Annotated in this window: 23 protein-coding genes and 1 pseudogene; 14 read left to right on the top strand and 10 right to left on the bottom strand. The window is 66.1% G+C overall.

Features of this window, described 5'->3' with window-relative positions:
- The first annotated feature begins 84 nt into the window (after positions 1 to 84).
- Positions 85 to 648 carry a hypothetical protein gene (locus tag AAC645_RS04755; RefSeq protein WP_340314243.1) on the top strand — a complete coding sequence of 188 codons (564 nt, stop codon included), beginning with the start codon at positions 85 to 87 and terminating at the stop codon, positions 646 to 648.
- Positions 649 to 670: 22 nt separating this feature from the next.
- Here the strand turns inward: AAC645_RS04755 and AAC645_RS04750 are convergent, their stop codons facing one another.
- From AAC645_RS04750 to AAC645_RS04730, 5 genes are all read right to left on the bottom strand, one after another.
- On the bottom strand, positions 671 to 1,363 hold the full coding sequence (locus tag AAC645_RS04750) for an ATP12 family chaperone protein (protein ID WP_340314242.1): 693 nt from the start codon (positions 1,361 to 1,363) through the stop codon (positions 671 to 673).
- Complete coding sequence (locus AAC645_RS04745; RefSeq protein ID WP_340314241.1) at positions 1,360 to 2,046, bottom strand: HAD hydrolase-like protein; 687 nt, start codon at positions 2,044 to 2,046, stop codon at positions 1,360 to 1,362. Before AAC645_RS04745 ends, AAC645_RS04750 begins: the two co-directional genes overlap by 4 nt.
- Complete coding sequence (locus AAC645_RS04740; protein ID WP_340314240.1) at positions 2,043 to 3,176, bottom strand: RluA family pseudouridine synthase; 1,134 nt, start codon at positions 3,174 to 3,176, stop codon at positions 2,043 to 2,045. Before AAC645_RS04740 ends, AAC645_RS04745 begins: the two co-directional genes overlap by 4 nt.
- Positions 3,173 to 3,550 (bottom strand): fluoride efflux transporter CrcB, encoded by a 378-nt coding sequence (gene crcB, locus AAC645_RS04735; RefSeq protein ID WP_340314239.1) that lies wholly within the window; start codon positions 3,548 to 3,550, stop codon positions 3,173 to 3,175. The genes AAC645_RS04740 and crcB overlap by 4 nt, the downstream gene beginning before the upstream one ends.
- A gap of 82 nt (positions 3,551 to 3,632) precedes the next feature.
- Positions 3,633 to 4,154 carry a hypothetical protein gene (locus AAC645_RS04730; protein ID WP_340314238.1) on the bottom strand — a complete coding sequence of 174 codons (522 nt, stop codon included), beginning with the start codon at positions 4,152 to 4,154 and terminating at the stop codon, positions 3,633 to 3,635.
- 89 nt (positions 4,155 to 4,243) lie between these two features.
- Here AAC645_RS04730 and AAC645_RS04725 point away from each other — a divergent pair, with 89 nt between their 5' ends.
- The 10 genes from AAC645_RS04725 to acnA all read left to right on the top strand — a co-directional run bounded on the left by AAC645_RS04725 (position 4,244) and on the right by acnA (position 14,028).
- Positions 4,244 to 4,465, top strand: a complete 222-nt coding sequence (locus AAC645_RS04725; RefSeq protein WP_340314235.1) for a hypothetical protein — start codon at positions 4,244 to 4,246, stop codon at positions 4,463 to 4,465.
- Complete coding sequence (locus AAC645_RS04720; protein ID WP_340314234.1) at positions 4,465 to 4,896, top strand: cupin domain-containing protein; 432 nt, start codon at positions 4,465 to 4,467, stop codon at positions 4,894 to 4,896. The genes AAC645_RS04725 and AAC645_RS04720 overlap by 1 nt, the downstream gene beginning before the upstream one ends.
- Before the next feature lie 79 nt (positions 4,897 to 4,975).
- Positions 4,976 to 5,662: a Crp/Fnr family transcriptional regulator gene (locus AAC645_RS04715; RefSeq protein WP_340314232.1), complete on the top strand. Its 687-nt coding sequence runs from the start codon at positions 4,976 to 4,978 to the stop codon at positions 5,660 to 5,662.
- Between the two features lie 76 nt (positions 5,663 to 5,738).
- Positions 5,739 to 6,383 (top strand): phosphoribosylanthranilate isomerase, encoded by a 645-nt coding sequence (locus tag AAC645_RS04710; RefSeq protein WP_422785797.1) that lies wholly within the window; start codon positions 5,739 to 5,741, stop codon positions 6,381 to 6,383.
- Positions 6,380 to 7,591 carry a tryptophan synthase subunit beta gene (gene trpB / locus AAC645_RS04705; protein WP_340314228.1) on the top strand — a complete coding sequence of 404 codons (1,212 nt, stop codon included), beginning with the start codon at positions 6,380 to 6,382 and terminating at the stop codon, positions 7,589 to 7,591. Before AAC645_RS04710 ends, trpB begins: the two co-directional genes overlap by 4 nt.
- Positions 7,588 to 8,400 carry a tryptophan synthase subunit alpha gene (gene trpA, locus AAC645_RS04700; RefSeq protein WP_340314226.1) on the top strand — a complete coding sequence of 271 codons (813 nt, stop codon included), beginning with the start codon at positions 7,588 to 7,590 and terminating at the stop codon, positions 8,398 to 8,400. Before trpB ends, trpA begins: the two co-directional genes overlap by 4 nt.
- A complete protein-coding gene (gene accD, locus AAC645_RS04695; RefSeq protein WP_340314223.1) occupies positions 8,397 to 9,251 on the top strand; it encodes an acetyl-CoA carboxylase, carboxyltransferase subunit beta in 855 nt (284 codons plus the stop codon). Before trpA ends, accD begins: the two co-directional genes overlap by 4 nt.
- 137 nt (positions 9,252 to 9,388) lie before the next feature.
- A complete protein-coding gene (locus AAC645_RS04690; RefSeq protein ID WP_340314221.1) occupies positions 9,389 to 10,714 on the top strand; it encodes a bifunctional folylpolyglutamate synthase/dihydrofolate synthase in 1,326 nt (441 codons plus the stop codon).
- 110 nt (positions 10,715 to 10,824) lie between these two features.
- Positions 10,825 to 11,259 (top strand): DUF6628 family protein, encoded by a 435-nt coding sequence (locus tag AAC645_RS04685; protein WP_340314219.1) that lies wholly within the window; start codon positions 10,825 to 10,827, stop codon positions 11,257 to 11,259.
- 84 nt (positions 11,260 to 11,343) lie between these two features.
- The gene (acnA, locus tag AAC645_RS04680) at positions 11,344 to 14,028 is read left to right on the top strand and encodes an aconitate hydratase AcnA (protein WP_340314218.1); all 2,685 of its coding nucleotides are present in this window, start codon (positions 11,344 to 11,346) and stop codon (positions 14,026 to 14,028) included.
- Between the two features lie 167 nt (positions 14,029 to 14,195).
- On the opposite strand, the gene AAC645_RS04675 is transcribed toward acnA, so the two are convergent.
- Together AAC645_RS04675 and AAC645_RS04670 are read right to left on the bottom strand one after the other, a co-directional pair.
- Positions 14,196 to 14,471: a hypothetical protein gene (locus AAC645_RS04675; protein ID WP_340314217.1), complete on the bottom strand. Its 276-nt coding sequence runs from the start codon at positions 14,469 to 14,471 to the stop codon at positions 14,196 to 14,198.
- 12 nt (positions 14,472 to 14,483) lie between these two features.
- Positions 14,484 to 14,732 (bottom strand): hypothetical protein, encoded by a 249-nt coding sequence (locus AAC645_RS04670; protein WP_340314216.1) that lies wholly within the window; start codon positions 14,730 to 14,732, stop codon positions 14,484 to 14,486.
- Between the two features lie 206 nt (positions 14,733 to 14,938).
- Between AAC645_RS04670 and AAC645_RS04665 the strand changes: the two are divergent.
- From AAC645_RS04665 to AAC645_RS04655, 3 genes and pseudogenes are all read left to right on the top strand, one after another.
- Positions 14,939 to 16,474, top strand: a pseudogene (locus AAC645_RS04665) (NAD(P)/FAD-dependent oxidoreductase).
- A 42-nt stretch (positions 16,475 to 16,516) separates the two neighbouring features.
- Entirely contained in the window at positions 16,517 to 18,289 is a 1,773-nt protein-coding gene (locus AAC645_RS04660) for a hypothetical protein (protein ID WP_340314215.1), read from the top strand.
- Positions 18,290 to 18,332: 43 nt separating this feature from the next.
- A complete protein-coding gene (locus AAC645_RS04655; protein ID WP_340314214.1) occupies positions 18,333 to 19,949 on the top strand; it encodes a hypothetical protein in 1,617 nt (538 codons plus the stop codon).
- On the opposite strand, the gene AAC645_RS04650 is transcribed toward AAC645_RS04655, so the two are convergent.
- Genes AAC645_RS04650 through AAC645_RS04640 form a run of 3 tightly spaced genes read right to left on the bottom strand, consistent with a single transcriptional unit; the run spans position 19,877 to position 22,013 of the window.
- On the bottom strand, positions 19,877 to 20,608 hold the full coding sequence (locus AAC645_RS04650; RefSeq protein WP_340314213.1) for a class I SAM-dependent methyltransferase: 732 nt from the start codon (positions 20,606 to 20,608) through the stop codon (positions 19,877 to 19,879). The genes AAC645_RS04655 and AAC645_RS04650 overlap by 73 nt on opposite strands.
- Positions 20,608 to 21,600, bottom strand: a complete 993-nt coding sequence (locus AAC645_RS04645) for a glycosyltransferase family 2 protein (RefSeq protein WP_340314211.1) — start codon at positions 21,598 to 21,600, stop codon at positions 20,608 to 20,610. The genes AAC645_RS04650 and AAC645_RS04645 overlap by 1 nt, the downstream gene beginning before the upstream one ends.
- A complete protein-coding gene (locus tag AAC645_RS04640; protein ID WP_340314210.1) occupies positions 21,597 to 22,013 on the bottom strand; it encodes a GtrA family protein in 417 nt (138 codons plus the stop codon). Before AAC645_RS04640 ends, AAC645_RS04645 begins: the two co-directional genes overlap by 4 nt.
- Between the last annotated feature and the right edge of the window lie 291 nt (positions 22,014 to 22,304).

Below are 22,304 nucleotides of genomic sequence, written 5' to 3'. Positions count from 1 at the left end.
GCAACGCCCCACCGCACCATAACTTGCGTGCAACGAAGTTCGGCCTAGCGTCCGCCTGATTTGGTACGGAGAGGAGGGCCGTTGATGGCCAAGACCTTGATCGGCGGCGTCGTTGCCGGAATCGCGCTCTACCTGGTGGGGTTCCTGTTCTGGGGAACGCCGCTGAGCCTGCTGGCCTTCCGGCGTCTCGGCGAGCCGCAATCGGCAGCGCTCCAGCAGGCGCTGGCGGAGACGCTGACGACCAGCGGCACCGGCACCTATCTCGTTCCCGCCACCGGCACCGCCGCCGGCGACCTGCTCTATGCGCGCGGGCCGATCGCGATGGTGCATTTCAACACCTCCGGCTTTCCAGTGGTGGACTCGGGGGCGCTGCTGACCGGCTTCCTGCTCGCGATCGTCACCGGCCTGATCATCGCGCTCGCTTTGGGGGCGATCGGGTCGCGGGTGACGGACTTCTTCAGCCGGGCGCAGGTGGCCATATTGTTCGCCTTGGCCGGCACGCTCTACACCGAAATCGGCCAGCCGATCTTCAACCATTTCGGCTTCGGCTACTGGACCTATCTGTTCCTGAGCGATTTCATCGGCTTGTCCGTAGCTGGGCTGATCATCGCGCGCTGGTTCTTGCCCCGAGGCGGAATTCAGAGCTGAGGCAGAGTCGACCCGGGCGACGTTACACCAATAGCCCCAGAAATCGCGCCGCCGCCCTGAAATCGGCGGAGCGTGCCTCGCGCGCCTGCGTGGCGAGTTCATCCTCGCCCCATTGCTCGACCTGCCACAGCTCGTCGAGGTGCGCAGCGTCGAACGCCGCGCGGCCATCGATCTCGCCCTCGGCCAGCGCCAGCGCAATCACCAGCGAACCCGATATGGTGATCAGCTGCTGCAGCCCAGCCAGCTGGAAATGTCCATAGCCACGGATCGCCGCGCTTAATCGGGCAACGGTTTCATCGGGCTGGGCGCAGTGGATGATCCCATGGACGATCTCGAGCTCGATATCGTAGCGCTGCTGCGCCCAGTCGATCAGCGGGTCCCAGCGTTCGGCCTGATGCCCCACCAGTTCGGCCGGGCTCTCCGCCCGATAGCAGAGCAGGTCCGTCTCGGCATAGACGGCGAGCATCTGCGCGAAGGCGGCGGGATCGGGCGCGATCTGGTCGATCGCAGCGTTGGCGAGGCCGGTGAGCGGCATCGATCGCGGATCGATCGTCTCGCCCTGCGCCTCCCATTCGGCGGCGACCGCGCCCGCGAGCGCAGGAGTGGGCAGCACGAGTTCGAGGCGGGCCGGGGTCTTGACGGCTCGACCGTCGAGCCGGATCGCGCCGCCGCCGGCAACCGGCTCGACCGACACTGTCTTGTAGAAACGCTTCACGCTTTCGCCACCATCGCCCGTCGGAGGATGTCAGGAAGCTGGCCGGGACTGTCCGCGACAAAATGCGCGCCCTCCTCGAACAGCTCCGCAGTCATGTGATAGCCCCAGGAGACGCCGACCGCCGTGCAGCCGGCGGCGACTGCCATGCCGATGTCGAAGCTGGTATCCCCGATCATCGCACTTGTTTGCGGCAGCGCACCGGCATCGGCCATCGCCTCGACGATCATCGACGGGTGCGGCTTCGAGGGATGCCGGTCGGCGGTCTGCAACGACACGAACATGTCCGCTATGCCATGGATATCGAGGCAGTGCCGAAGGCCGCGATCCGATTTGCCGGTGGCGACGGCAAGCAGCCAGCCATCGGCCTCGAGGGCCTGGAGCAGCTCGACGATGCCGGGAAACAGCGGCTCATCGACCTGGCCGGCGCCGCGCAGCGACTGGAAAACACGCTTGTACGTGTCGCCGAGCCGGGCATGGAGCGCTGGCTCGCCCTCCGGCAGCAGTGCGCGCATCGCCTCGGTCAGGCTCAGGCCGACAACCCGCCGGATCGCTCCATGGGCTGGCGGGTCCAGCTGCTCGGCGCCGAAGGCGTCGATCATCGCGCGACAGATATTCGCCTGGCTGTCGACCAGCGTACCGTCGCAATCGAAGATAGCCAGCCGGTTGGCAGTGCCTGCGCTCACTCGCGGTTCCGACCGCGCCGCTCGCCGCGCCGGGCCTTGCGGGCGTCCTTGGCCTTGTGGGCGACCGCGCGCCGCTTGCCTTCGGGTGTTTCGGAGAATTTGACGTCGTCGACCGGCAAGGCGTTGCCCTTGCTCTCTTCGAAGCCGAGATTGCGCATTGTCTCCGCGAAATGCTCGGGAAGCTCGGCAACGACGTCGACGACCCCACCATCGGGATGATCGACTTTCAGCCTTCGTGCATGGAGGTGCATCTTGCGGCTGATCGTGCCCGACAGGAACGCTTCTGCCCCGCCATATTTGCCGTCGCCGACGATCGGATGGCCGATCGCGGCCATGTGGACGCGCAGCTGGTGGGTGCGCCCCGTATAGGGCTGCAGTTCGACCCAGCAGGCGCGGTTGCCGGCACGCTCGATCACCCGATAGCGGGTCCGCGCGGGACTGCCTTCCTTCTCGTCGACATGCATCTTCTCGCCGCCGGTGCCGGGCTGCTTGCCGATCGGCAGCTCGACCATACCGTCGGTGATCGAGGGCACGCCGGTGACGATCGCCCAATAGACCTTGCGCGCGGTGCGGCTGCTGAACGCCTTGGCGAAATGCGCCGCCGCACGCGAGGTGCGCGCGAGCAGCAGCACGCCGGACGTGTCCTTGTCGAGCCGGTGGACCAGCTTGGGGCGATTTTCCGCCTCGAACTGAAGCCCGTCGAGCAGCCGGTCGACATGATGTTCGGTCTTGGTGCCGCCCTGTGTGGCAAGGCCCGGAGGCTTGTTGATGACGATTGCCTGGCGGTCCTGATGGATCACGAAGCTGCGGACCAGCTCGGTCTCCTCGGCCGACAGCGGCTCGCGCGGCGTTCGGGGGCGCGGCGCCTTGGCGGCGGTGGTGGCGGCTGCCGCCACTTCGGGCGGGGGCAGGCGGATCATCTGCCCAGCCTCGAGCCGGTCGCCGGGCGCGGCGCGCTTGCCGTTGACGCGCAGCTGGCCGGTGCGTGCCCAGCGCGACACGATGTTGAAGCTGGTGTCGGGCATGTGCCGCTTGAACCAGCGGTCGAGCCGGATGCCGTCGTCATCGTCGGCGACGACGAACTGGCGCATCTCGGCCTGGGTGGCGCCGGTGGCCGGAGATTCGCTCATGCCAGCGCCCGCCCGAGACCGAGGCCGAAGAACAGCATCAGCACCGATCCCGCGACCGACGACACCGCATAGGCGCTCGCCATGACATATTCGCCGCGCGACAGCATGTCGAAAGTCTCCAGGCTGAACGCCGAAAAGGTGGTGAAACCGCCGAGCACGCCGACGCCGAGGAACAGCCGCAGCGGCTCACCCTCGATCGGCGTGCGCGCGATCACCCCGGCGAGCACGCCCATCAGCAATCCGCCCAGCAGGTTGACCAGCCAGGTGCCGAACGGGAAGCCGGGGCCCAGATTCCTGAGCGCGACCGTGCCGATATGGTAGCGAAAGCCTGCGCCGATGGCGCCGCCGAGCATGACGAGAAAAAGCGGGGGCATGGCGGCCCTTTAGCCCCAAGGGCGATTGGGCGCCAGTGGCGGGTTGCCATGCTGTCGCGCCAGACGCCGAGAGGCAGGGTGGTTAGCCCTTTACAAGGATTCGCCCGGCGGTGCCGCGCCCGCCCGGTGCCATCTCGATCGTCACGGCATCGCCGCCCGGCTTCGTCGCAGTCAGCGTCGCCTTGCCGCCCGCGCTGGCGACGCCGACTCCGGTAAATCCGCTCGCGCGCGCCGCTTTGACATAATAAGCGGCAACGACATCGGGCGCCGCGGGGCTGGTGAAGCGCATCTCGACGACCCCGCCGCCGGCGCTCTCGCGCGCCGTGACGTTGAGGCTGTTCAGCTTCGTTCCCGGGTAAGGCTTTATCCCGTCTATATCCATGTCGTCGCCGCTCAGCGACAGCCCCGGGATCTTCATTCGGCCGTCGAGACCGGGGATCGCGATCGACACGCCCTGCGCCGCGTCTGGCTGCGAAATCGCGACGTCGCCCTTGGTGTCGGACCTGGTCGAACCCTCGGCGTCCTTGCCGACTTTCGGTTCGCAGCCAGCCAGGAGCAGCATCGGCACCGCCAGCACCGTCAGCACCGTCATGGCCTTGCGCATCCTGTCTTCCTCCGCGACGATCTTGGCACTGTATTATATTAGCAGTACAGCCGTTGCAATCCTGACCGTCATCGGCGATGCTCGACGCCATGTTCAATCTCGTCTCGCTGATCATCGGCTTCATCGCGCTCGGCGGCGCGATCCTCGGCTTCTTTCCGTTCCTCGGCTGGATTAACTGGGCGGTGGTGCCGCTGGCGTTGATGGGTGCCGGCTTGGGCATGGTGTCCGAGCACAACAGCGGACGGCGGCTCAACAGCTTCGTGCTGGTGGTCGGGATCGTCCGGCTGATCGTCGGCGGCGGTCTGTTCTGATGGATCCGCAGGCGCTGATCGCGACGCTTGGCCTCGCTCGCCATCCCGAGGGTGGCTGGTATCGCGAAACATGGCGCGAGACGGCCGGCGGCGAGGGGCGCGGCCATGCCACCGCCATCTATTTCCTGCTCGAAGCGGGCCAGCGTTCGCACTGGCACCGGGTCGACGCGGCCGAACTGTGGCTGTTCCACGCCGGCGCTGCGATCGAGCTGCGCATCGCGTCCGGCGAAGCGGGGCCGATCGAGACGATCCGGGTCGGCTCCGACGTCGCGACGGGCGAGCGGCCGCAGGCGCTGGTGCCAGCCGGCTGGTGGCAGGCCGCCGAGACACAAGATGGCTGGGCGCTGCTGAGCTGCATCGTGGCGCCGGGGTTCGACTTCGCCGGCTTCGAGCTCGCGGCGCCGGATTGGCAACCCCGATCCCCGGCCTGAGCCCATTGCTTGCCAACAGCCGTGAAAGTAGGCACTTTATGCGCGCCGGCGGATGGGGATCCGACCGGGGGGACATTCGATGACGCCAGCCGAGCTTGCCGCGCACCTGCCCCCGGGCAGCGTGTTCGCCGAATGCGATGACGCCCAGCTCGCCGATCTGCTCGGCGTGGGCAGCGTCCACGTGACCCGCGCCAATGACGAGATATTGCGCCAGGGCGACGAGGGCACCTCGCTGGTGATCGTGCTCGACGGCGTGGTGCGGATTTCGATGGTCACGCCAAACGGCCGCGAGATCATCCTGGATTATGCCGAAGCTGGGACCGTGATCGGTGAAATCGCGGTGCTCGACGGACAGCCCCGCACTGCTTCGGCGACGGCGATGTGGGCGGGCCGCTTCTTCCGCCTGTCGCGCACCGCCTTCGAAGGCTTCATAGAACGCCACCCCAAGGTAGCGATCCGCCTGCTGCGCGAAATGGCGCGGCGGCTGCGCGAGACCGACAGCACCATCGAGAGCGACCGCGCCTTCACGACCGGACCGCGGCTCGCCCGCTACCTGAAGCGACTCACCGACCAGAAGGTCCACGGCACGAGGCTGACGCGGGATCTCAGCCAGTCGGAGCTCGGCAGCTTCGTCGGCATCAGCCGCGAAAACATCAACCGCCAGCTCGCCGCCTGGGCAACCGAAGGGGTGATCGAGCTGACCCAGGGCAAGATCCGCATCGTCGACCCCGATTATCTGACCCAGATCGCCGAGGCGGTGGATTAGGCGCCATTCCTGCCCCGCACGGGGAGGAACTTGAACTGTCCTTGACCTTGCCCTTTGCAAGGCCGACATGCCCCGCATGAATCGCGTCAGCGCCAAGATTTGTGGGCTTTCGACTCCCGAAACGGTAGGCGCGGCAGTGCGGCTTGGCGCCAGCCATGTCGGGTTCGTCTTCTTTCCGAAAAGTCCTCGCAATATCACCGCCGAGCAGGTGGCGTCACTTGTCCCGATCGTGCCGCCCCAGATCGGCAAGGTCGGCGTGTTCGTCGATGCCGACGATGCCCTGATCGATCATGCGATCCTGGTCGGCGGGATCGACACGCTCCAGCTCCATGGCAGCGAGCCACCCGAACGTGTCGCCGGACTGCGCGCCCGCCATCCGAAGATCGGCCTATGGAAAGCGGTTCCGGTCCGCACCCGCACCGATCTGCAAGCGGCGCGGTCGCACGCCACGATCGCCGACCTGATTCTCTACGACGCGAAGACGCCGGCGGGCACGCTGCCCGGCGGCATGGGCCTGCGGTTCGACTGGACGCTGCTTGACGGCTTCGCGCATCCCCAGCGCTGGGCGCTGTCGGGCGGGATCGACGCCGGCAATGTCGAGCGCGCGGCGGCAATCACCGGCGCGCGGCTGATCGACATCTCCTCCGGCGTGGAAACCGCACCCGGGATCAAGGATGTGGACAAGATCGCCGCCTTTCTTCAACGGATCGCATCATTATGACCGCCATTCCCAACACTCTGCGCAGCGGCCCCGACGAGCGTGGGCATTTCGGCCAGTTCGGCGGCCGTTATGTCAGCGAGACGCTGATGCCGCTGATCCTCGATCTCGAGCGCGAATATCGCGCGGCGAAGACCGATCCCGCGTTCAAGGCCGAGTTCGACGACCTGATGACGCATTATGTCGGCCGCCCCAGCCCGCTTTATTATGCCGAGCGGCTGACCGAGCATCTTGGCGGCGCCAAGATCTACCTGAAGCGCGAGGAACTGAACCACACCGGCGCGCACAAGATCAACAACTGCATCGGGCAGATCCTGCTCGCCCGCCGGATGGGCAAGACCCGGATCATCGCCGAGACCGGCGCGGGATCGCATGGCGTCGCCACCGCGACGGTCGCGGCGCGTTTCGGCCTGCCCTGCACGATCTTCATGGGCGCGGTCGATGTCGAGCGGCAGCAGCCCAACGTCTTCCGCATGAAGCTGCTCGGTGCCGAAGTCGTGCCCGTCACCTCGGGCGCGCAGACGCTCAAGGATGCGCTCAACGAGGCGCTGCGGGATTGGGTCGCGAACGTCCACGACACCTTCTACATCATCGGCACAGTGGCGGGCCCGCACCCCTATCCCGAGCTGGTCCGTGATTTCCAGTCGATCATCGGCCATGAGACGCGCGAGCAAATCCTCGAGGCCGAGGGACGGCTGCCCGACCTGCTCGTCGCGGCGGTGGGCGGCGGTTCGAACGCGATCGGTCTGTTTCACCCCTTTCTTGACGACGCCGAGGTCAAGATGCTCGGCGCCGAGGCGGCGGGCGAGGGCATGAACGGCCGCCACGCCGCGAGCATCGGCGGCGGCTCGCCGGGCGTGCTGCATGGCAACCGCACCTATCTGCTCCAGGACGAGGACGGCCAGATCACCGAGGCCCATTCGATCTCGGCCGGGCTCGACTATCCGGGGATCGGCCCCGAGCATAGCTGGCTGCACGATATTGGCCGGGTCGAGTACACCCCGATCACCGACGATGAAGCCGTCGCCAGCTTCGTGCGGCTAACCAAGCTCGAAGGGATCATCCCGGCGCTCGAATCCGCGCATGCGCTGGCCGCAGTCGAAAAGGTCGCGCCGACGATGGGCCGCGACAAGCTTATTGTCGTCAATCTGTCGGGACGCGGCGACAAGGACATGGCCACCGTCGCCAAGCTGCTGGAAGCGCGGAATTGAGCCGGCTCGCCGCTACCTTCGCCCGCACCCGCGCCGAGGGCCGCGCCGCGCTGATCGCCTTCGTCACCGGCGGCGATCCCACACCGGCGGACACAGGCGCGATTCTCGACGCTCTCGTCGAGGGCGGCGCCGACGTGATCGAACTGGGCATGCCCTTCACCGATCCGATGGCCGACGGCCCGGCGATCCAGCGCGCCAATCTGCGCGCACTGGGGGCGGGTACCACCACCGCCGATCTGCTGGGCATCGCGACCGGCTTTCGCCGCCGCCACCCACAGGTGCCGCTGGTGCTGATGGGCTATGCCAATCCGATGCTCCGGCGCGGCGCGGACTGGTTCGCACACGCCGCCGCATCGGCCGGCGTCGATGGCGTGATCTGCGTCGACACGCCACCTGAGCAGGACGATCTCGGCCCCGCGCTGCGCGCAAAGGGGCTCGACCCGATCCGCCTCGCCACGCCGACCACCGATGCGGCCCGCCTGCCCACGGTACTCGATGGGGCCTCGGGCTTCCTCTATTATGTCTCGGTGGCCGGCATCACCGGCATGCAGCAGGCCGGCCAGGCCAGCATCGAATCGGCAGTCGCGCGCTTCAAGGCCGCCACCGACCTCCCGGTGGCGGTCGGCTTCGGCGTGCGCGGCGCCGAGCAGGCCGAGGCGATCGGCCGGGTCGCCGATGGTGTCGTCGTCGGCTCCGCGATCGTCGAACTGGTCGGCGAGCATGGCGCCGGCGCGGCACCGCTGGTCCGCGATTTCATTTCCACCTTGAGCGCAGCCGTTCGCCGCGCCACCAGGGAGAAAGCCGCATGAGTTGGCTAGACAGTGTCCGCAAGAAGATCCCGTTCATCGCCAAGCGCGAGAGCCCCGACAATCTCTGGCACAAATGCCCGGCCTGCCAGCAGATGATCTTTTCCAAGGAATATGAGGCGAACCTGTCGGTCTGCCCGAAGTGCAACCATCATGGCCGTATCGGCCCTGGCGAGCGCTTCGACCATTTGTTCGACGGTGGCGTCCACACCGTGCTGCCGAGCCCGCAGGTTCGCGAGGACCCGCTGAAGTTCAGGGACACCAAGCGCTACAGCGACCGCATCAAGACGGCCCGCACCACGACCGGCGAGCAGGATGCGCTGATCAACGCCCGCGGCACGATCGAGGGCTTCAAGGCGGTGGTCGGCGTGCAGGACTTCGCCTTCATGGGCGGATCGATGGGTCTTGCGGTCGGCAGCGCGTTCGTTGCCGGCATTGACGCCGCGATTGCCGACAAATGCCCCTATATCATCTTCACCGCGGCCGGCGGTGCCCGCATGCAGGAGGGCATCCTGTCGCTGATGCAAATGCCGCGCACCACCGTGGCAATCGCGAAGCTGCGCGAGGCCGGGCTGCCCTATATCGTGGTGATGACCGATCCTACCACTGGCGGAGTGACCGCCTCCTACGCCATGCTGGGTGACATCCAGATCGCCGAGCCGGGCGCGCTGATCGGCTTCGCCGGACAGCGGGTGATCGAGCAGACGATCCGCGAGAAGTTGCCCGAAGGCTTCCAGCGCGCCGAATATCTGCTCGACCACGGCATGCTCGACATGGTCATCGATCGCCACAGCCTGCGCGCCGAGCTGGCGCGGCTGATCGACTTCCTCTGTCCCGGGAAGAAGGCGGCCTAGACGGCTGCTGAACCCATCCGTCTTCTTCCTCGTCATTCCAGCGAAAGCTGGAATTTCGGACGACAGAGAGCACATTATCTCCTGAGATCCCAGCCTTCGCCGGGATGACGAAGCACGTCAGGAAGCGCCTCCACCGCATGGCCGACCACGCCTCCTCTACCGACCCGGCCGTCCAGGCCCAGCTCGATCGGTTGACGCTGCTCTCCCCCGGCGCCGACATCCTCGGGCTCGAGCGCATTTCCCGGCTGATGGAGCGGCTCGATCATCCGGAGCGGAAGCTTCCGCCAGTGTTCCACGTCGCCGGTACCAACGGCAAGGGCTCGACCTGCGCCTATCTGCGTGCCGCGATCGAGGCCGCGGGGATGAGTTGCCATGTCTTCACCAGCCCGCATCTCATCCGCTTCAACGAACGCATCCGCATCGCCGGCGAGCTGATCGCCGACGCCGAGCTCGCGCCGCTGCTCGCCGAGGTGCTCGATGTCGCCGACGGCATCTTCGCGAGTTTCTTCGAGGTTACCACCGCGGCCGCGCTGCTCGCCTTCTCGCGCGCGCCGGCCGACGCCGCCATCGTCGAGGTCGGGCTGGGCGGACGGCTCGACGCCACCAACATCATCCCCGCGCCGCTGATCTGTGGAATCGCCCAGCTCGGGCTCGATCATCAGAGTTTCCTGGGCGACAGCATCGAGGACATCGCCGCCGAAAAGGCCGGCATCGCCAAGCGCGGCGTGCCCATCGTCACGCTCCATTATCCGGCCACGATCGCCAATCGAGTCGGCCATGCGATCGACGCGGCGGGCGCTATCTGGCATGTGAAGGGCGGATCCTGGGATGCCGCCGCCTATCAGGGCCGGCTCCACTATCGCGACAGCGAGGGCAAGCTCGATTTGCCGCTGCCGGGCCTTGCCGGGCAGCACCAGGCGATGAATGCGGGGCTCGCCGTCGCCATGCTCCGACATCAGGACGCGCTCGCCGTCCCCGCCTCGGCGCTGCGCGCGGCGATGGGCTGGGCCGACTGGCCGGCCCGGCTCCAGCATGTCCGCGGCGGCGCACTTGTCGAAAAGCTTCCGCCGGGGACGGAGCTGTGGATCGACGGCGGCCACAATCCTTCGGCAGGCCGGGTAATCGGCGATTTCCTGCGCAGCCACGTCGCGGTCGATCGGCCGCTGCACATCGTCATGGGTCTGCTGAAGAACAAGGATGCCGCCGGCTTCCTCGCCGCGATGGGGCAGCTCCACGCACACTTCCACATGGTCCCGGTGCACGGCCACGCCGACCACGCGCCGGCCGAACTGGCGGAGATCGCCGGGCTCGCCGGGTTCCGCGCGACCCCGGCCAGGGATCTGGAGAGCGCGCTCGCCGCGGTGGCGCGCGGCCATGCCGGTACACCGCCAACCGTCTTGATCGCAGGATCGCTTTATCTGGCCGGGCAGGCGCTGGCGCTCAACGGCACGATCGTCGACTGACGCCCCTCGCGACAGAGACTCGACCTCGCCGGAGCGATGCATATGATGTTAATTGCGATTGACTCGCAATAGCATCAATGCTCTTCTGCTCACATCGAGGAGGAGAGACCATGACCGAGCCCGCGACATCCGCTGCCAGCCTGCTGCCGCATGGCGCACCCGGCGACAGCGGCGCCCGAATCTTTCTCCAGGCCGTGCGGCGCATCGGCGTGGGTGGGCTCGGCGATGCGCATGCCGCCAACATGATGATCGGCACCTTCGGCTTGTCCTTCCGCAGGCCGCTGGTGCTGATGCGCGCGCTGATGGCGGAGCTGGCGCGCGCTTCGCAACGATCGATCATGATCGCGCCGTCCTGCTGCTGCCGGATGACGGTGGCCGAGTCGATGCTGCTCCGCGCAGCCATTATCTCGCGCGAGCAGCCGTCCCGCTCGCATGCGATATTATGCTCACTATGCGGCATCGATGGCGCGATCGGCATTCTGTCGAGCGCCCAGGCGGTGGCGCAGGCATTCGCCGATCTGGGCCGTCCCATCGAAGGCGGATAATGACGGCCGCCGCCCCTTTCGCTTGCCGAAAGCGCCCGCTATAGCCCCCTCGACTCTCGCATATGCAGCATAGGGGCTACAGCAATGACGGCCGTCGGTCAGGACACTCTCAAAACCCGCTCAACCCTCAACGTCGACGGCAAGCATTACGCCTATTATTCGCTCGCCAAGGCGGCCGGACAGCTCGGCGATATCTCGCGCTTGCCCTTCTCGATGAAGGTGCTGCTCGAAAACCTGCTGCGGTTCGAGGACGGCGTCACCGTCACCGTCGAGGACGTCAAGGCGATCATCGACTGGCAGAAGGAGCGCAAGTCCGACCGCGAGATCCAGTACCGCCCGGCGCGCGTGCTGATGCAGGATTTCACCGGCGTGCCCTGCGTGGTCGATCTGGCTGCGATGCGCGATGCGATGAACAAGCTCGGCGGCGACGCCCAGAAGATCAATCCGCTGGTGCCCGTCCATCTCGTCATCGACCACTCGGTGATGGTCGACAGCTTCGGCACGCCCAAGGCGTTCGACGAGAATGTCGCGCTCGAATATGCCCGTAACGGCGAGCGCTACGAGTTCCTCCGCTGGGGCTCGAAGGCGCTCAACAACTTCAAGGTCGTGCCTCCGGGCACCGGCATCTGCCACCAGGTCAATCTTGAGAATCTCGCCCAGGCGGTGTGGAGCTCGGCCGATGGCTCGGGCACCGCAGTCGCCTATCCCGACACCTGCGTCGGCACCGACAGCCACACGACGATGATCAACGGTCTCGGCGTGCTCGGCTGGGGCGTCGGCGGCATCGAGGCCGAAGCTGCGATGCTCGGCCAGCCGGTATCGATGCTGATCCCTGAAGTGGTCGGCTTCAAGCTGTCCGGCACGTTGACCGAAGGCATCACCGCCACCGATCTGGTGCTGACCGTCACCCAGATGCTCCGCGCCAAGGGCGTGGTCGGCCGCTTCGTCGAGTTTTACGGCCCCGGCCTCGACTCTCTGTCGCTCGCCGACCGCGCGACGATCGCCAACATGGCGCCGGAATATGGCGCCACCTGCGGCTTCTTCCCGATCGATGACGCGACCCTCGTTTACATGCGCCTCACCGGCCGCCCCGCCGAGACGATCCAGCTGACCGAGGCCTATGCCAAGGAGCAGGGTTTCTGGCGCGACGCGACTGCGCCCGATCCGGTGTTCACCGACAATCTCGAGCTCGACATGTCTACCGTCCAGCCGTCCATGGCCGGCCCGAAGCGCCCGCAGGACCGCGTCCTGCTCAGCTCGGTCGACGAGGGTTTCAACAATGAACTCGCGTCGGGCTACAAAAAGGGTGACGAGGGCGACAAGCGCGTCGAGGTCGAAGGCGAAGACTTCAAGATCGGCCATGGCGACGTCGTGATTGCCGCGATCACTAGCTGCACCAACACGTCCAACCCGTCGGTGCTCGTCGCCGCCGGCCTGGTCGCGCGCAAGGCCAACGCCTTCGGCCTCAAGGCCAAGCCTTGGGTCAAGACCAGCCTCGCTCCGGGATCGCAGGTCGTCACCGACTATCTCGAGCGGGTCGGCCTGCAGAAGGATCTCGACGCGGTCGGTTTCAACCTGGTCGGCTATGGCTGCACCACCTGCATCGGCAATTCGGGACCGCTCGCCGAGCCGATCTCGAAGGCGATCAACGGTAACGACCTGGTCGCCTCGGCGGTGCTCTCGGGCAACCGCAACTTCGAAGGGCGCGTCTCGCCCGACGTGCGCGCCAATTATCTGGCATCGCCGCCGCTGGTTGTCGCCTATTCGATCTTCGGCACCACCGCCAAGGACATCACCGTCGAACCGATCGGCGAGTCGACCGACGGCAAGCCTGTCTATCTGAAGGACATCTGGCCGACGACCGCCGAGGTGGCGAACACCGTCGCGGCCGCGATCGACTCGGAGATGTTCTCGACGCGCTACGCCGATGTGTTCTTGGGCGACAAGAACTGGCAGGCGATCGAAGTCGAGGGTTCGGACACCTATACCTGGCGCGCCGGATCGACCTATGTCGCCAACCCGCCCTATTTCGAGGGCATGTCGATGACGCCAGCGCCGGTGCAGGACATCATCGACGCACGGCCGCTGGCGATCTTCGCCGATTCGATCACCACCGACCACATCAGCCCGGCAGGCTCGATCAAGGTCGACAGCCCGGCGGGACGCTTCCTGACCGAGCATCAGGTGTCGAAGGCGGATTTCAACAGCTATGGCGCACGCCGTGGCCATCATGACGTGATGATGCGCGGCACCTTCGCCAACATCCGCATCAAGAACCAGATGATCCCCGGCATCGAAGGCGGCATGACCAAGCACATCCCGACCGGCGAAGTGATGGCGATCTACGACGCCGCGATGAAGTACAAAGCCGAGGGCACTCCGCTCGTGGTCGTCGCGGGCAAGGAATATGGCACCGGATCGTCGCGCGACTGGGCGGCGAAGGGCACCAACCTGCTCGGCGTTCGCGCGGTCATCACCGAGAGCTTCGAGCGCATCCACCGCTCGAACCTGGTCGGCATGGGCGTGCTGCCGCTGCAGTTCGCCGAGGGTACCGATCGCACGACGCTCAAGCTCGATGGCACCGAGACCTTCACCATCGAGAATGTCGCGGGCCTGCGCCCGCGCCAGACCGTGTCGGTGAAGCTCACCCGCGCCGACGGCTCCACCGAGACGTTCGAGACGCTCTGCCGGATCGATACGGTCAACGAACTCGAATATTTCCTCAACGGCGGCATCCTCCACTACGTGCTGCGCAAGCTGGCCGCGTAAGCGACGCCGTTCCGAAGACAGGGGCCGGTCCGCTGCAAGGCGGGCCGGCCTTGTCTTTGGCTAGATCGTCATCCCGGCGGAGGCCGGGATCTCGGTCGTCTGGGACGGAGACGACGCAGCGAGCCTCTATTGAGATCCCGGACTCCGTCGGGACGACGTGGCCGTGGCTAACCGAGCCCGCCGTTATACTCCGCCGCCGTAATGCCATCCCGATGCAGGGCATCCTGCAGCGCCTGCGGGTCGACCGTCAGGGTGCGCGTCATGCCAACGGTCCGGACGTAGAGCAGGGTAGCGACGCGCAGATAGACGGTATGAGACATCCCTTCGATGATCTCTTCCTCGGTTTCGACATCATAGATGCCGGCCGGGAATGTCCCGGCTATTCCCGTCAGGTCGAAGGGCGCGGTGAAGGTGACGCTCGATCGGGTGGTGCGCAGCGCCATTGCAGCGGGCGATCAGGCGTCGGGATCGTCGCGGAATATAGGGCTATCCTCGTCGTCGAACGGATCGATGCCACCCGACGTCTCTGCCGCGAGGCGGGCGCGTTCGCGGCGCGCTTCGCGCGACTCCGCAACCTGTGCCTCAAGGCCCCAGGCGATGGCTGCCTTGCCTGCGACCTGCTTCACATTCTCCAGAGCGGAAAGATCGGCGCGTTGCTGATGGAAGGCCTGTTGCGTCCGGCAGAAGCTTGATGAGAGTTGCATGCGAGTCCCCTTGGCTGGCGCGATGGAAATCCTCGCTCTCACACCCGGGAGCCAGTGCTGCGAATGCGATGTGGCGGCTGCATGCAGCCGCCAGCGCTTACGAAATGGGGCTCATCCCTAGAAATTCAAGGTCATGGACGCCCGTTAACCATGCTCTAACCGCTTCGCTTCACTGTCGACCGAGGTCCGGACGATGAGGGAAGTACATGCCGCGCGCCACGAATCACGTCGATGTTGCGATCATCGGCGCAGGGCCGGCGGGGCTTACCGCCGGCTACATACTCGGCAAGGAGGGGTTCAGCGTCACCCTTGTCGAGAAGGATCCGGTGCAGGTCGGCGGCATCAGCCGGACGGTCGAGCATCAGGGCTTTCGCTTCGATATCGGCGGACATCGCTTCTTCTCCAAGTCGCGCGAAGTGGTCGATCTGTGGAACGAGCTGCTGCCCGACGGCTTCATCGAGCGACCGCGGATGAGCCGAATCTATTATCGCGGCAAATATTACAGCTATCCGCTGCGCGCGTTCGAGGCGCTGCGCAATCTCGGCCTGTGGCAGTCGAGCCTGTGCATGGCATCCTTCTTCCGCTGGAAACTGTTTCCCCACAAGTAGGTGAAGAGCTTCGAGCAGTGGGTGGTCAATCAATTCGGCGCACGGTTGTTCGGCATCTTCTTCAAGACCTACACCGAGAAAGTGTGGGGCATGCCGTGCGACGAGATGTCGGCCGACTGGGCCGCCCAGCGCATCAAAGGGCTGAGCCTCGGCAGAGCGGTGCTCGACGGGATGCGGCGTTCGCTCGGGCTCAACAAGCGGCCCAATGACGGCATGCAGGCCAAGACTCTGCTCGAAAACTTCCGCTATCCGCGCAAGGGCCCCGGCATGATGTGGGATGCGGCGCGCGACCGCATCCTCGAACAGGGCAATCGCCTGCTGATGGGGCACCAGCTCCATCAGCTGTCATGGGATACGACGGCTGGCTATTGGCGCGTTGCCGCCCTGGGACAGGACGGCCGGCTGACGATGCTGACCGCCGATCACGTCATCAGCTCGGCGCCGATGCGCGAGCTGGCGGCACGGGTCCATCCGGTGCCGGCGAGCCTGCCCAGGGCAATGGCGCTCGGCTATCGCGATTTCCTGACCGTCGCCCTCATGATCCGCTCGGATGATCTCTTCCCCGACAACTGGATCTATATTCACGACGACAAGGTCCAGGTCGGCCGCATCCAGAATTTCCGCAGCTGGTCGCCGGAAATGGTGCCCGACGAAAGCCTCGCATGCGTCGGTCTCGAATATTTCTGCTTCGAGGGCGACGGACTGTGGTCTTCGTCCGACGCGGACCTGATCGCGCTCGCGACGCGCGAACTTGTCCAGCTCGGGCTGTGCGACGCCAGTCAGGTGGTGGGCGGCGCAGTCGTGCGACAGGAGAAGGCCTATCCGGTCTATGACGATGGCTATGCCGACAATGTCGCCGCGGTGCGCGAGGAATTGGAGGCGCGCTATCCGACGCTGCACTTCGTCGGCCGCAACGGCATGCATCGCTACAACAACCAGGACCACGCGATGATGACGGCGATGCTCACCGCGCGGAACATCGCCGCCGGGACGCGGCGGCACGATGTCTGGGCAGTCAACGAGGACGCCGAATATCACGAGGCCGGCACCGAGGGCGACGATGCCGGCGTGGCAGCGGCGCTGCGATCTGAACGGCTGGTGCCAGCACGGATCGCAGCCAAGCACGCCGCGTGAGCTGCCTTCTTTTCCCCTCCCTTGAAAGGCAGGGGGAATAGCATGACAGCCGCCCGCCTGCGTCTTTCCGTCTTCGCCGTCTGGCTGCTCGCCAGTGCGATCCTGGTTGTCATCGCCCGGGATCATATCGCCGCTCTCAGCATGTGGGATCCCGACGATTATCTCCGTCTCCAGCAGGTCCGCGATCTGCTCGGCGGGCAGAGTTTTTTCGACGTCTCGCAATATCGCATCGATCCACCGAACGGCGTGCCGATGCACTGGTCCCGGATCGTCGACCTACCGATCGCGGCGCTGATCCTGACGCTCAGGCCGATACTGGGCGTCATGCTGGCGGAGCGTGTCGCGATCAGCGCCGTGCCGCTGCTGATCTTCGGCGGCTCGCTGGCGGCGCTGACCATGATCGGATCGCGGATCGCCGACCGGCGCACGGCGCTGATCACGGCGATGCTGGCAGCAGCGGCACCGCTGATGCTGTTCCACATCATGCCGCTACGGATCGACCATCACGGTTGGCAGACCATGCTCGGCCTGTTCACCATCGCCGCCTGCTTCGATCCGCGGCCGCGGCGCGGCGGGATGATCGCAGGCGCGGCGGCGGCCCTGTGGCTGGCGATCTCGCTCGAGGCGCTGCCGATGGTGGCGGCGATCGCCGCGCTGCTGGCGATTCGGTTCGTCGCAGATGCTCGCTTCCGCCGGAATGACGAGGAAGGGCGATTTCAGACCTTCGCCGCCGCGCTCGCGACATCCGGCATGGCGCTGTTCATCCTGTTCCACGGCCCCGCGGCGTATCAGCGCAATTATTGCGATGCCGTCAGTCCGGCATGGTTCGGACCGATGATATTGACGCCATCACTCGCGGCGCTGCTCGTGCCGCTGGCCTCACGCTACGGCATGGCAATGCGTGTCGCCCTTGTCGCCGCGGCCGGCGTTGCGGGTTTAGCCCTGCTTGCCGTTACCGCGCCAGCGTGCCTGCACGGGCCGTTCGCGGCGCTCGATCCGGTGGTGCGCTTCTACTGGTATGACAATGTGCTCGAAGGACTGCCGGTCTGGAAGCAGCCGATCGACAACCGCGTGCTGCTGGTCGGCTTCCCGCCGGTGGGCCTGCTCGGCACCCTGCTGGCCTGGCGCTCTGCAGCGACGCGCCGCGCCGCGCATGACTGGCTGACGATGCTTGCGCTGCTGCTCGCCGCCTTTGCACTGTCGCTGCTCGTACAGCGCGCCGGAGCCTTCGCACATGGCTGCGCGCTGCCGGGCGCTGCCTTCCTGCTGACGCGACTGCTCGACGCTATCGGCCGCTGGCGCCATGTGCTGCTGCGCGTAGCGGCATCGGCCTGCGCGATCATGGCACTGTCGCCTGTCGGCGCGGTGCTGATCGGCACCGTCGCGCTGTCGGGTATCGACCGCGGCAACAGCGGGGCGACGGCGCCGACTGCCCGCCCGACGCCCTGCGCACGCTTCGATGCGCTGGCCCGCTTGCCGCGCAGCTATATGCTGACGGGGCTCGATCTCACCCCGCGGCTGCTGGTGATGACGCCGCACAGCTTCGCCGGCAGCAGCCATCATCGCGATCCGCAGGCGATCCGGCGGGTGATCGATGCGTTTATCGGTTCGCCGGAGGCCGCGCGCAGGATGATGGTCCAGCACGGCATGGACTATGTGCTGATCGATCCCGACGGCAACGAGGCGATGATCTACAGCCGGGCCGCACCACAAGGACTGATGTCCGATCTGCTGAAGGCGCGGGCGCCGGCATGGCTCCAGCCGGTGGCACTCGAAGGCAGTAGGCTGAGGCTGTGGAGGCGGACCCCGGGCTGAGGCCTCTTGCGGTGTCCCCCCGCTCCCCATAAGGGCGGGTCCGATGTTCCGGTCCACACCGCCTGTAACGCCGCCGTCCGGCTGGTGGACGCGTAGCTGGTATATCGCCCTTCTCGCGCTGATATCGATCATCCCGCTGATCCAGCCGCAGGTGCCGCCGCTGATCGACCTGATGGGTCATATGGGGCGCTACCGGGTCGAGATCGCCGATGCCTCCTCGCCGCTGCTCACCCGCTATTTCAATTTCCAGTGGGCATTGATGGGCAATCTCGGCGTCGATCTGCTGATCGTGCCGATGGCCAAGATCTTCGGGCTCGAACTGGGCGTGAAGCTGATCGTGATGATGGTGCCGCCGCTCACCATCACCGGCCTGTTGCTGGTCGCGCGCGAAGTGCACGGCCGCCTGCCCGCGACCGCCGGGCTGGTCGCGCCATTCGCCTATTGCTGGCCGTTCCAGTGGGGCTTCATCAACTATGTGCTGGCGATGGCACTGACGCTCAACGCGTTCGCGCTGTGGCTCTATCTGGCGCGAATCGGTCGGATACGGTTGCGCGCCGCGCTGTTCGTGCCGATCGCCGCGCTGATCTGGCTGGGGCACGGTTTCGCCTGGGGCGTGCTCGGCCTGCTCGCCTTCGCCGCCGAGATCGTGCGCATGCGCGACGTCGAGGGGCGCGGCTATGGCGAATCGCTGTGGCGTGGCGCGATGCACTGCTTGCCGCTGGCGCCGCCGCTGCTGCTGATGCTGGCGTGGCGATCGGGCAATGTCGCGGGAGAGACCGTCGACTGGTTCAACTGGATCGCCAAATATGTCTATCTGGTCTCGTCGCTGCGCAACCATTGGATGCAGTTCGATATCGCGCTGGTCAGCGCGCTGATCCTGCTCGTGCTGTTTGGCATGAGCTCGATCGGTTGGCAGCAATATGGCTTCCGGATGCGCCGCACCCTGGGCGTCGCGCTGCTGGTGCTGATCATCGCCTATATCCTGATGCCGCGGATCGTCATCGGCTCCGCTTATGCCGACATGCGGCTGGCGCCCTATGTGATCGCGATCGGCGTGATCGGGGTGGTACCAGCCTTCACTAACCGGGCCGCGCTTAACACCATCGCCGCCCTGGCGCTGATCATCTTCGGATTTCGCGTCTACCAGTCGACCGATCGCTTCATTGCCTTCTCGACCTGGCAGGAGAAGCAGCTCGCCGCACTCGATCATGTCGAGCCGCAGAGCCGGGTGTTCGCACTGGTCGACCTGCCCTGCCTGTCCCTGTGGGAATCGCCGCGGCTGGAGCATCTCGGCGCGATGGCGATCGTGCGGCGCGAGGCCTTCGTCAACGGCCAGTGGACGATGCCCGGCGCGCAATTGCTCAGCATCAAATATGCGCCGGCCAAGGGCTATGCCGAGGATCCGACCCAGGTGATGCGGCCGCGCCGCTGCCGCGCGCCGACCGCGCGCTCGATCGAAAGCTCGATCGCGCTGTTTCCGCGCCAGGCCTTCGATTATCTGTGGCTGATCAACGCGTCCCAGGACCATTGGCCCGCCAACGACCCGACCCTCAAGATGGTGTGGAACGGCGGCGAGCGCGGCGTGCTCTACCGGATCACCGGCTCCGCGACGCTCGCCATGGACACGCCGAAGGGAATGGAGAGCGTCGCCACCCAGTGACGCTCGGCGCCGAAGATCGCCGTCAGCGCGGCGTTGACCGGCCTCGATGGCATCGCGTCGTCGCCGCCCTCGCGGCGCAGCAGCTTGCCCGCCAAGCGGATCGCGGCGATCAACGGGAACAGCAGGCTGTTGAAGTGGGTGGTGAAGCGCGGGCGCAGTCCCGCCTCCCGGAGCACGCGCGACAGGCTGGCGTCGGTATAGCGGCGCTGATGATGGTGCGCGACGTCGTGCGCGCTCCACATCCAGGGGCTGCCCGGCACCGTGACGATGATCCGTCCGCCCGGCGCCAGCTTGCCCTTGAGATAGGCGAGCGCCTCGACGTCGCCCGGGATGTGCTCGAGCACGTCGAGCAGAACGATCAGGTCATAGGCGCCGTCGTCGAGCGCGACATGCGGCAGATAGCCGCCCTTGATCGTGAGGCCGCTCCTCTGCTCCGCAAAGGCACGGGCGCCGTCGTCGGGCTCGATCGCATCGACCTCGCCATATTGCTTGAGCAGCTCGAGATTGGAGCCGGTGCCCGCGCCCACCTCGAGGATCTTCAGCGGTCCGGCCTTGGGCCGGTGCCGCTCGATCAGGCGGGCGATGATTCGGCGGCGCGCGACGAACCACCAATGGTCGCGATCGATCTCGGCCATGCGGTCATAGGCGGCGCGATCCATCAGGCGATCCTCTGGTCGGCCGGCTCGGGGCAGCCGATCCGCTGGCGAATGATGTAGATCGGGCGGTGCTTGGTTTCGACCAGGATACGGCCGACATATTCGCCCAGGATGCCGAGCGACAGCAGTTGCACGCCGCCCATGAACAGGATCGCGACCATCAGCGACGGATAGCCTGCCACGTCCGCGCCGAAGATCAGCGTCCTCATCCCGATGAACACCGCATAGACCAAAGCAAGCAGCGCGATAACCGCGCCCAGATAGGACCAGACCCGCAACGGAGCGGTGGAGGCCGATGTGATACCGTCGATCGCGAGCGTCCACAGCTTCCAATAATTGAACTTGGTATTGCCCACCGCGCGCTCGACACGATCATAATCGACCGCCGTCTGGCGAAAGCCCGACCAGGCAAACAACCCTTTCATGAAACGGTTGCGCTCGGGCATGCGCTTGATCACCTCGACCACCTTGCGATCGAGCAGGCGGAAGTCGCCGGCATGTTCGGGGATCTTGTCCATCGAGAGCCAGTTATGCGCGCGATAGTAGAGATCGGCGGTTAGCCGTTTCGGCAGGCTGTCGGTCAGGCGATTGCGACGCACGCCATAGACGACCTCGTAACCCTCGCGCCATTTGTCGATCATCGCACCGATCACCTCGGGCGGGTCCTGCATGTCGACGTCGATCGGCACGACCACCTCGCCGCGGACATTGTCCAGCCCCGCCGACAGCGCCGCCTCCTTGCCGAAGTTGCGCGACAACGACAGTGCGCCGATGCGCGGATCGGCGTCGTGCGCGGCAAGGATTGCCGCCATGGTCAGGTCGGTGCTGCCGTCGTCAACGAACACTATCTCCCAGCCGGCGGGCTGGCCCTCGGGATCGCGCAACGCCTCCAGCACCTGCGTCATGCGCGCGACGAAAGGGGCGATCGCCTCTTCCTCGTCCTTGACGGGGACGATCACCGACAGCAGCGGCGCATCGGCCGGCTGCGCGCTCATTCGAATACCCATTGGCGATTCAGCCAGAAGACCAGGAGTGGAGTCACGCACAACACCGGCGGATAGGGCGCCCACAGCGGAAGGTCCAGATGCTGGACGAGCAGCCACACCCACAGGCTGTTGCACGCAAAGCTGATCAGCGACACGATGACATAGCGGACGATCCGCTGCACCTGCCGGTCGCGGCTGCCATGGCCCTTGAAGCTCCACTGGCCGTGGATGACATAGCCGGTGCTCGCCGCACCGACGAAGCCGATCGTCCAGGCAAGATTGGGGTCGAGCCCGCCCACCTTCACCAGCACATGATAGATGCCGATATTGACCAGCGACGAGAAAACGCCCGTGACGGCGTAGCGGACCAGTTGGCCGAGCAATGTAATCCGCTCGCGGGTCATGATCGGCATCCGAGGCATCGCCCGCGCTCTTCCATAAAAGCGCCGACGCCTCAAGCTGCGAGGTGCCCCAATCCGTCTGGCGAAAGGGCTCGCCGGGCCAAGGGAACCCCGGAGGAGCGCTCCCGGGGATGGAAATTGCCAGTCCGGTCCCCGTATCCATGTGCGGATCGCCGGGCATAAACGCCGCCATCCGAAACGGCACCGGAACGATCGCGGCGGTCCTGCGCCGTTGGCTGAGCGCCGCCCGGCGGTCAATTCGATTCGGCGGCCGATCAAAAATGATCCTCCTCCGGGCTCGAGCGTTGCGGC

Origin of the sequence: Rhizorhabdus argentea (assembly GCF_037861105.1) — a bacterium.
GTDB classification, from domain to species: Bacteria; Pseudomonadota; Alphaproteobacteria; order Sphingomonadales; family Sphingomonadaceae; genus Rhizorhabdus; species Rhizorhabdus argentea.
The sequence above is the reverse complement of the archived record's forward strand: the minus strand, read 5'-3'. Positions and strand labels throughout refer to the sequence as shown.

What these genes read in the sequence shown, in the direction of transcription:
- AAC645_RS04755 (WP_340314243.1), top strand. Translation starts at nt 85, where the DNA reads ATGGCCAAGACCTTGATCGGCGGCGTCGTTGCCGGAATCGCGCTCTAC.
- AAC645_RS04740 (WP_340314240.1), bottom strand. Translation starts at nt 3,176, where the DNA reads ATGAGCGAATCTCCGGCCACCGGCGCCACCCAGGCCGAGATGCGCCAG.
- crcB (WP_340314239.1), bottom strand. Translation starts at nt 3,550, where the DNA reads ATGCCCCCGCTTTTTCTCGTCATGCTCGGCGGCGCCATCGGCGCAGGC.
- AAC645_RS04730 (WP_340314238.1), bottom strand. Translation starts at nt 4,154, where the DNA reads ATGCGCAAGGCCATGACGGTGCTGACGGTGCTGGCGGTGCCGATGCTG.
- AAC645_RS04725 (WP_340314235.1), top strand. Translation starts at nt 4,244, where the DNA reads ATGTTCAATCTCGTCTCGCTGATCATCGGCTTCATCGCGCTCGGCGGC.
- AAC645_RS04720 (WP_340314234.1), top strand. Translation starts at nt 4,465, where the DNA reads ATGGATCCGCAGGCGCTGATCGCGACGCTTGGCCTCGCTCGCCATCCC.
- AAC645_RS04715 (WP_340314232.1), top strand. Translation starts at nt 4,976, where the DNA reads ATGACGCCAGCCGAGCTTGCCGCGCACCTGCCCCCGGGCAGCGTGTTC.
- AAC645_RS04710 (WP_422785797.1), top strand. Translation starts at nt 5,739, where the DNA reads ATGAATCGCGTCAGCGCCAAGATTTGTGGGCTTTCGACTCCCGAAACG.
- trpB (WP_340314228.1), top strand. Translation starts at nt 6,380, where the DNA reads ATGACCGCCATTCCCAACACTCTGCGCAGCGGCCCCGACGAGCGTGGG.
- accD (WP_340314223.1), top strand. Translation starts at nt 8,397, where the DNA reads ATGAGTTGGCTAGACAGTGTCCGCAAGAAGATCCCGTTCATCGCCAAG.
- AAC645_RS04690 (WP_340314221.1), top strand. Translation starts at nt 9,389, where the DNA reads ATGGCCGACCACGCCTCCTCTACCGACCCGGCCGTCCAGGCCCAGCTC.
- AAC645_RS04685 (WP_340314219.1), top strand. Translation starts at nt 10,825, where the DNA reads ATGACCGAGCCCGCGACATCCGCTGCCAGCCTGCTGCCGCATGGCGCA.
- acnA (WP_340314218.1), top strand. Translation starts at nt 11,344, where the DNA reads ATGACGGCCGTCGGTCAGGACACTCTCAAAACCCGCTCAACCCTCAAC.
- AAC645_RS04675 (WP_340314217.1), bottom strand. Translation starts at nt 14,471, where the DNA reads ATGGCGCTGCGCACCACCCGATCGAGCGTCACCTTCACCGCGCCCTTC.
- AAC645_RS04670 (WP_340314216.1), bottom strand. Translation starts at nt 14,732, where the DNA reads ATGCAACTCTCATCAAGCTTCTGCCGGACGCAACAGGCCTTCCATCAG.
- AAC645_RS04660 (WP_340314215.1), top strand. Translation starts at nt 16,517, where the DNA reads ATGACAGCCGCCCGCCTGCGTCTTTCCGTCTTCGCCGTCTGGCTGCTC.
- AAC645_RS04655 (WP_340314214.1), top strand. Translation starts at nt 18,333, where the DNA reads ATGTTCCGGTCCACACCGCCTGTAACGCCGCCGTCCGGCTGGTGGACG.
- AAC645_RS04650 (WP_340314213.1), bottom strand. Translation starts at nt 20,608, where the DNA reads ATGGATCGCGCCGCCTATGACCGCATGGCCGAGATCGATCGCGACCAT.
- AAC645_RS04645 (WP_340314211.1), bottom strand. Translation starts at nt 21,600, where the DNA reads ATGAGCGCGCAGCCGGCCGATGCGCCGCTGCTGTCGGTGATCGTCCCC.
- AAC645_RS04640 (WP_340314210.1), bottom strand. Translation starts at nt 22,013, where the DNA reads ATGCCTCGGATGCCGATCATGACCCGCGAGCGGATTACATTGCTCGGC.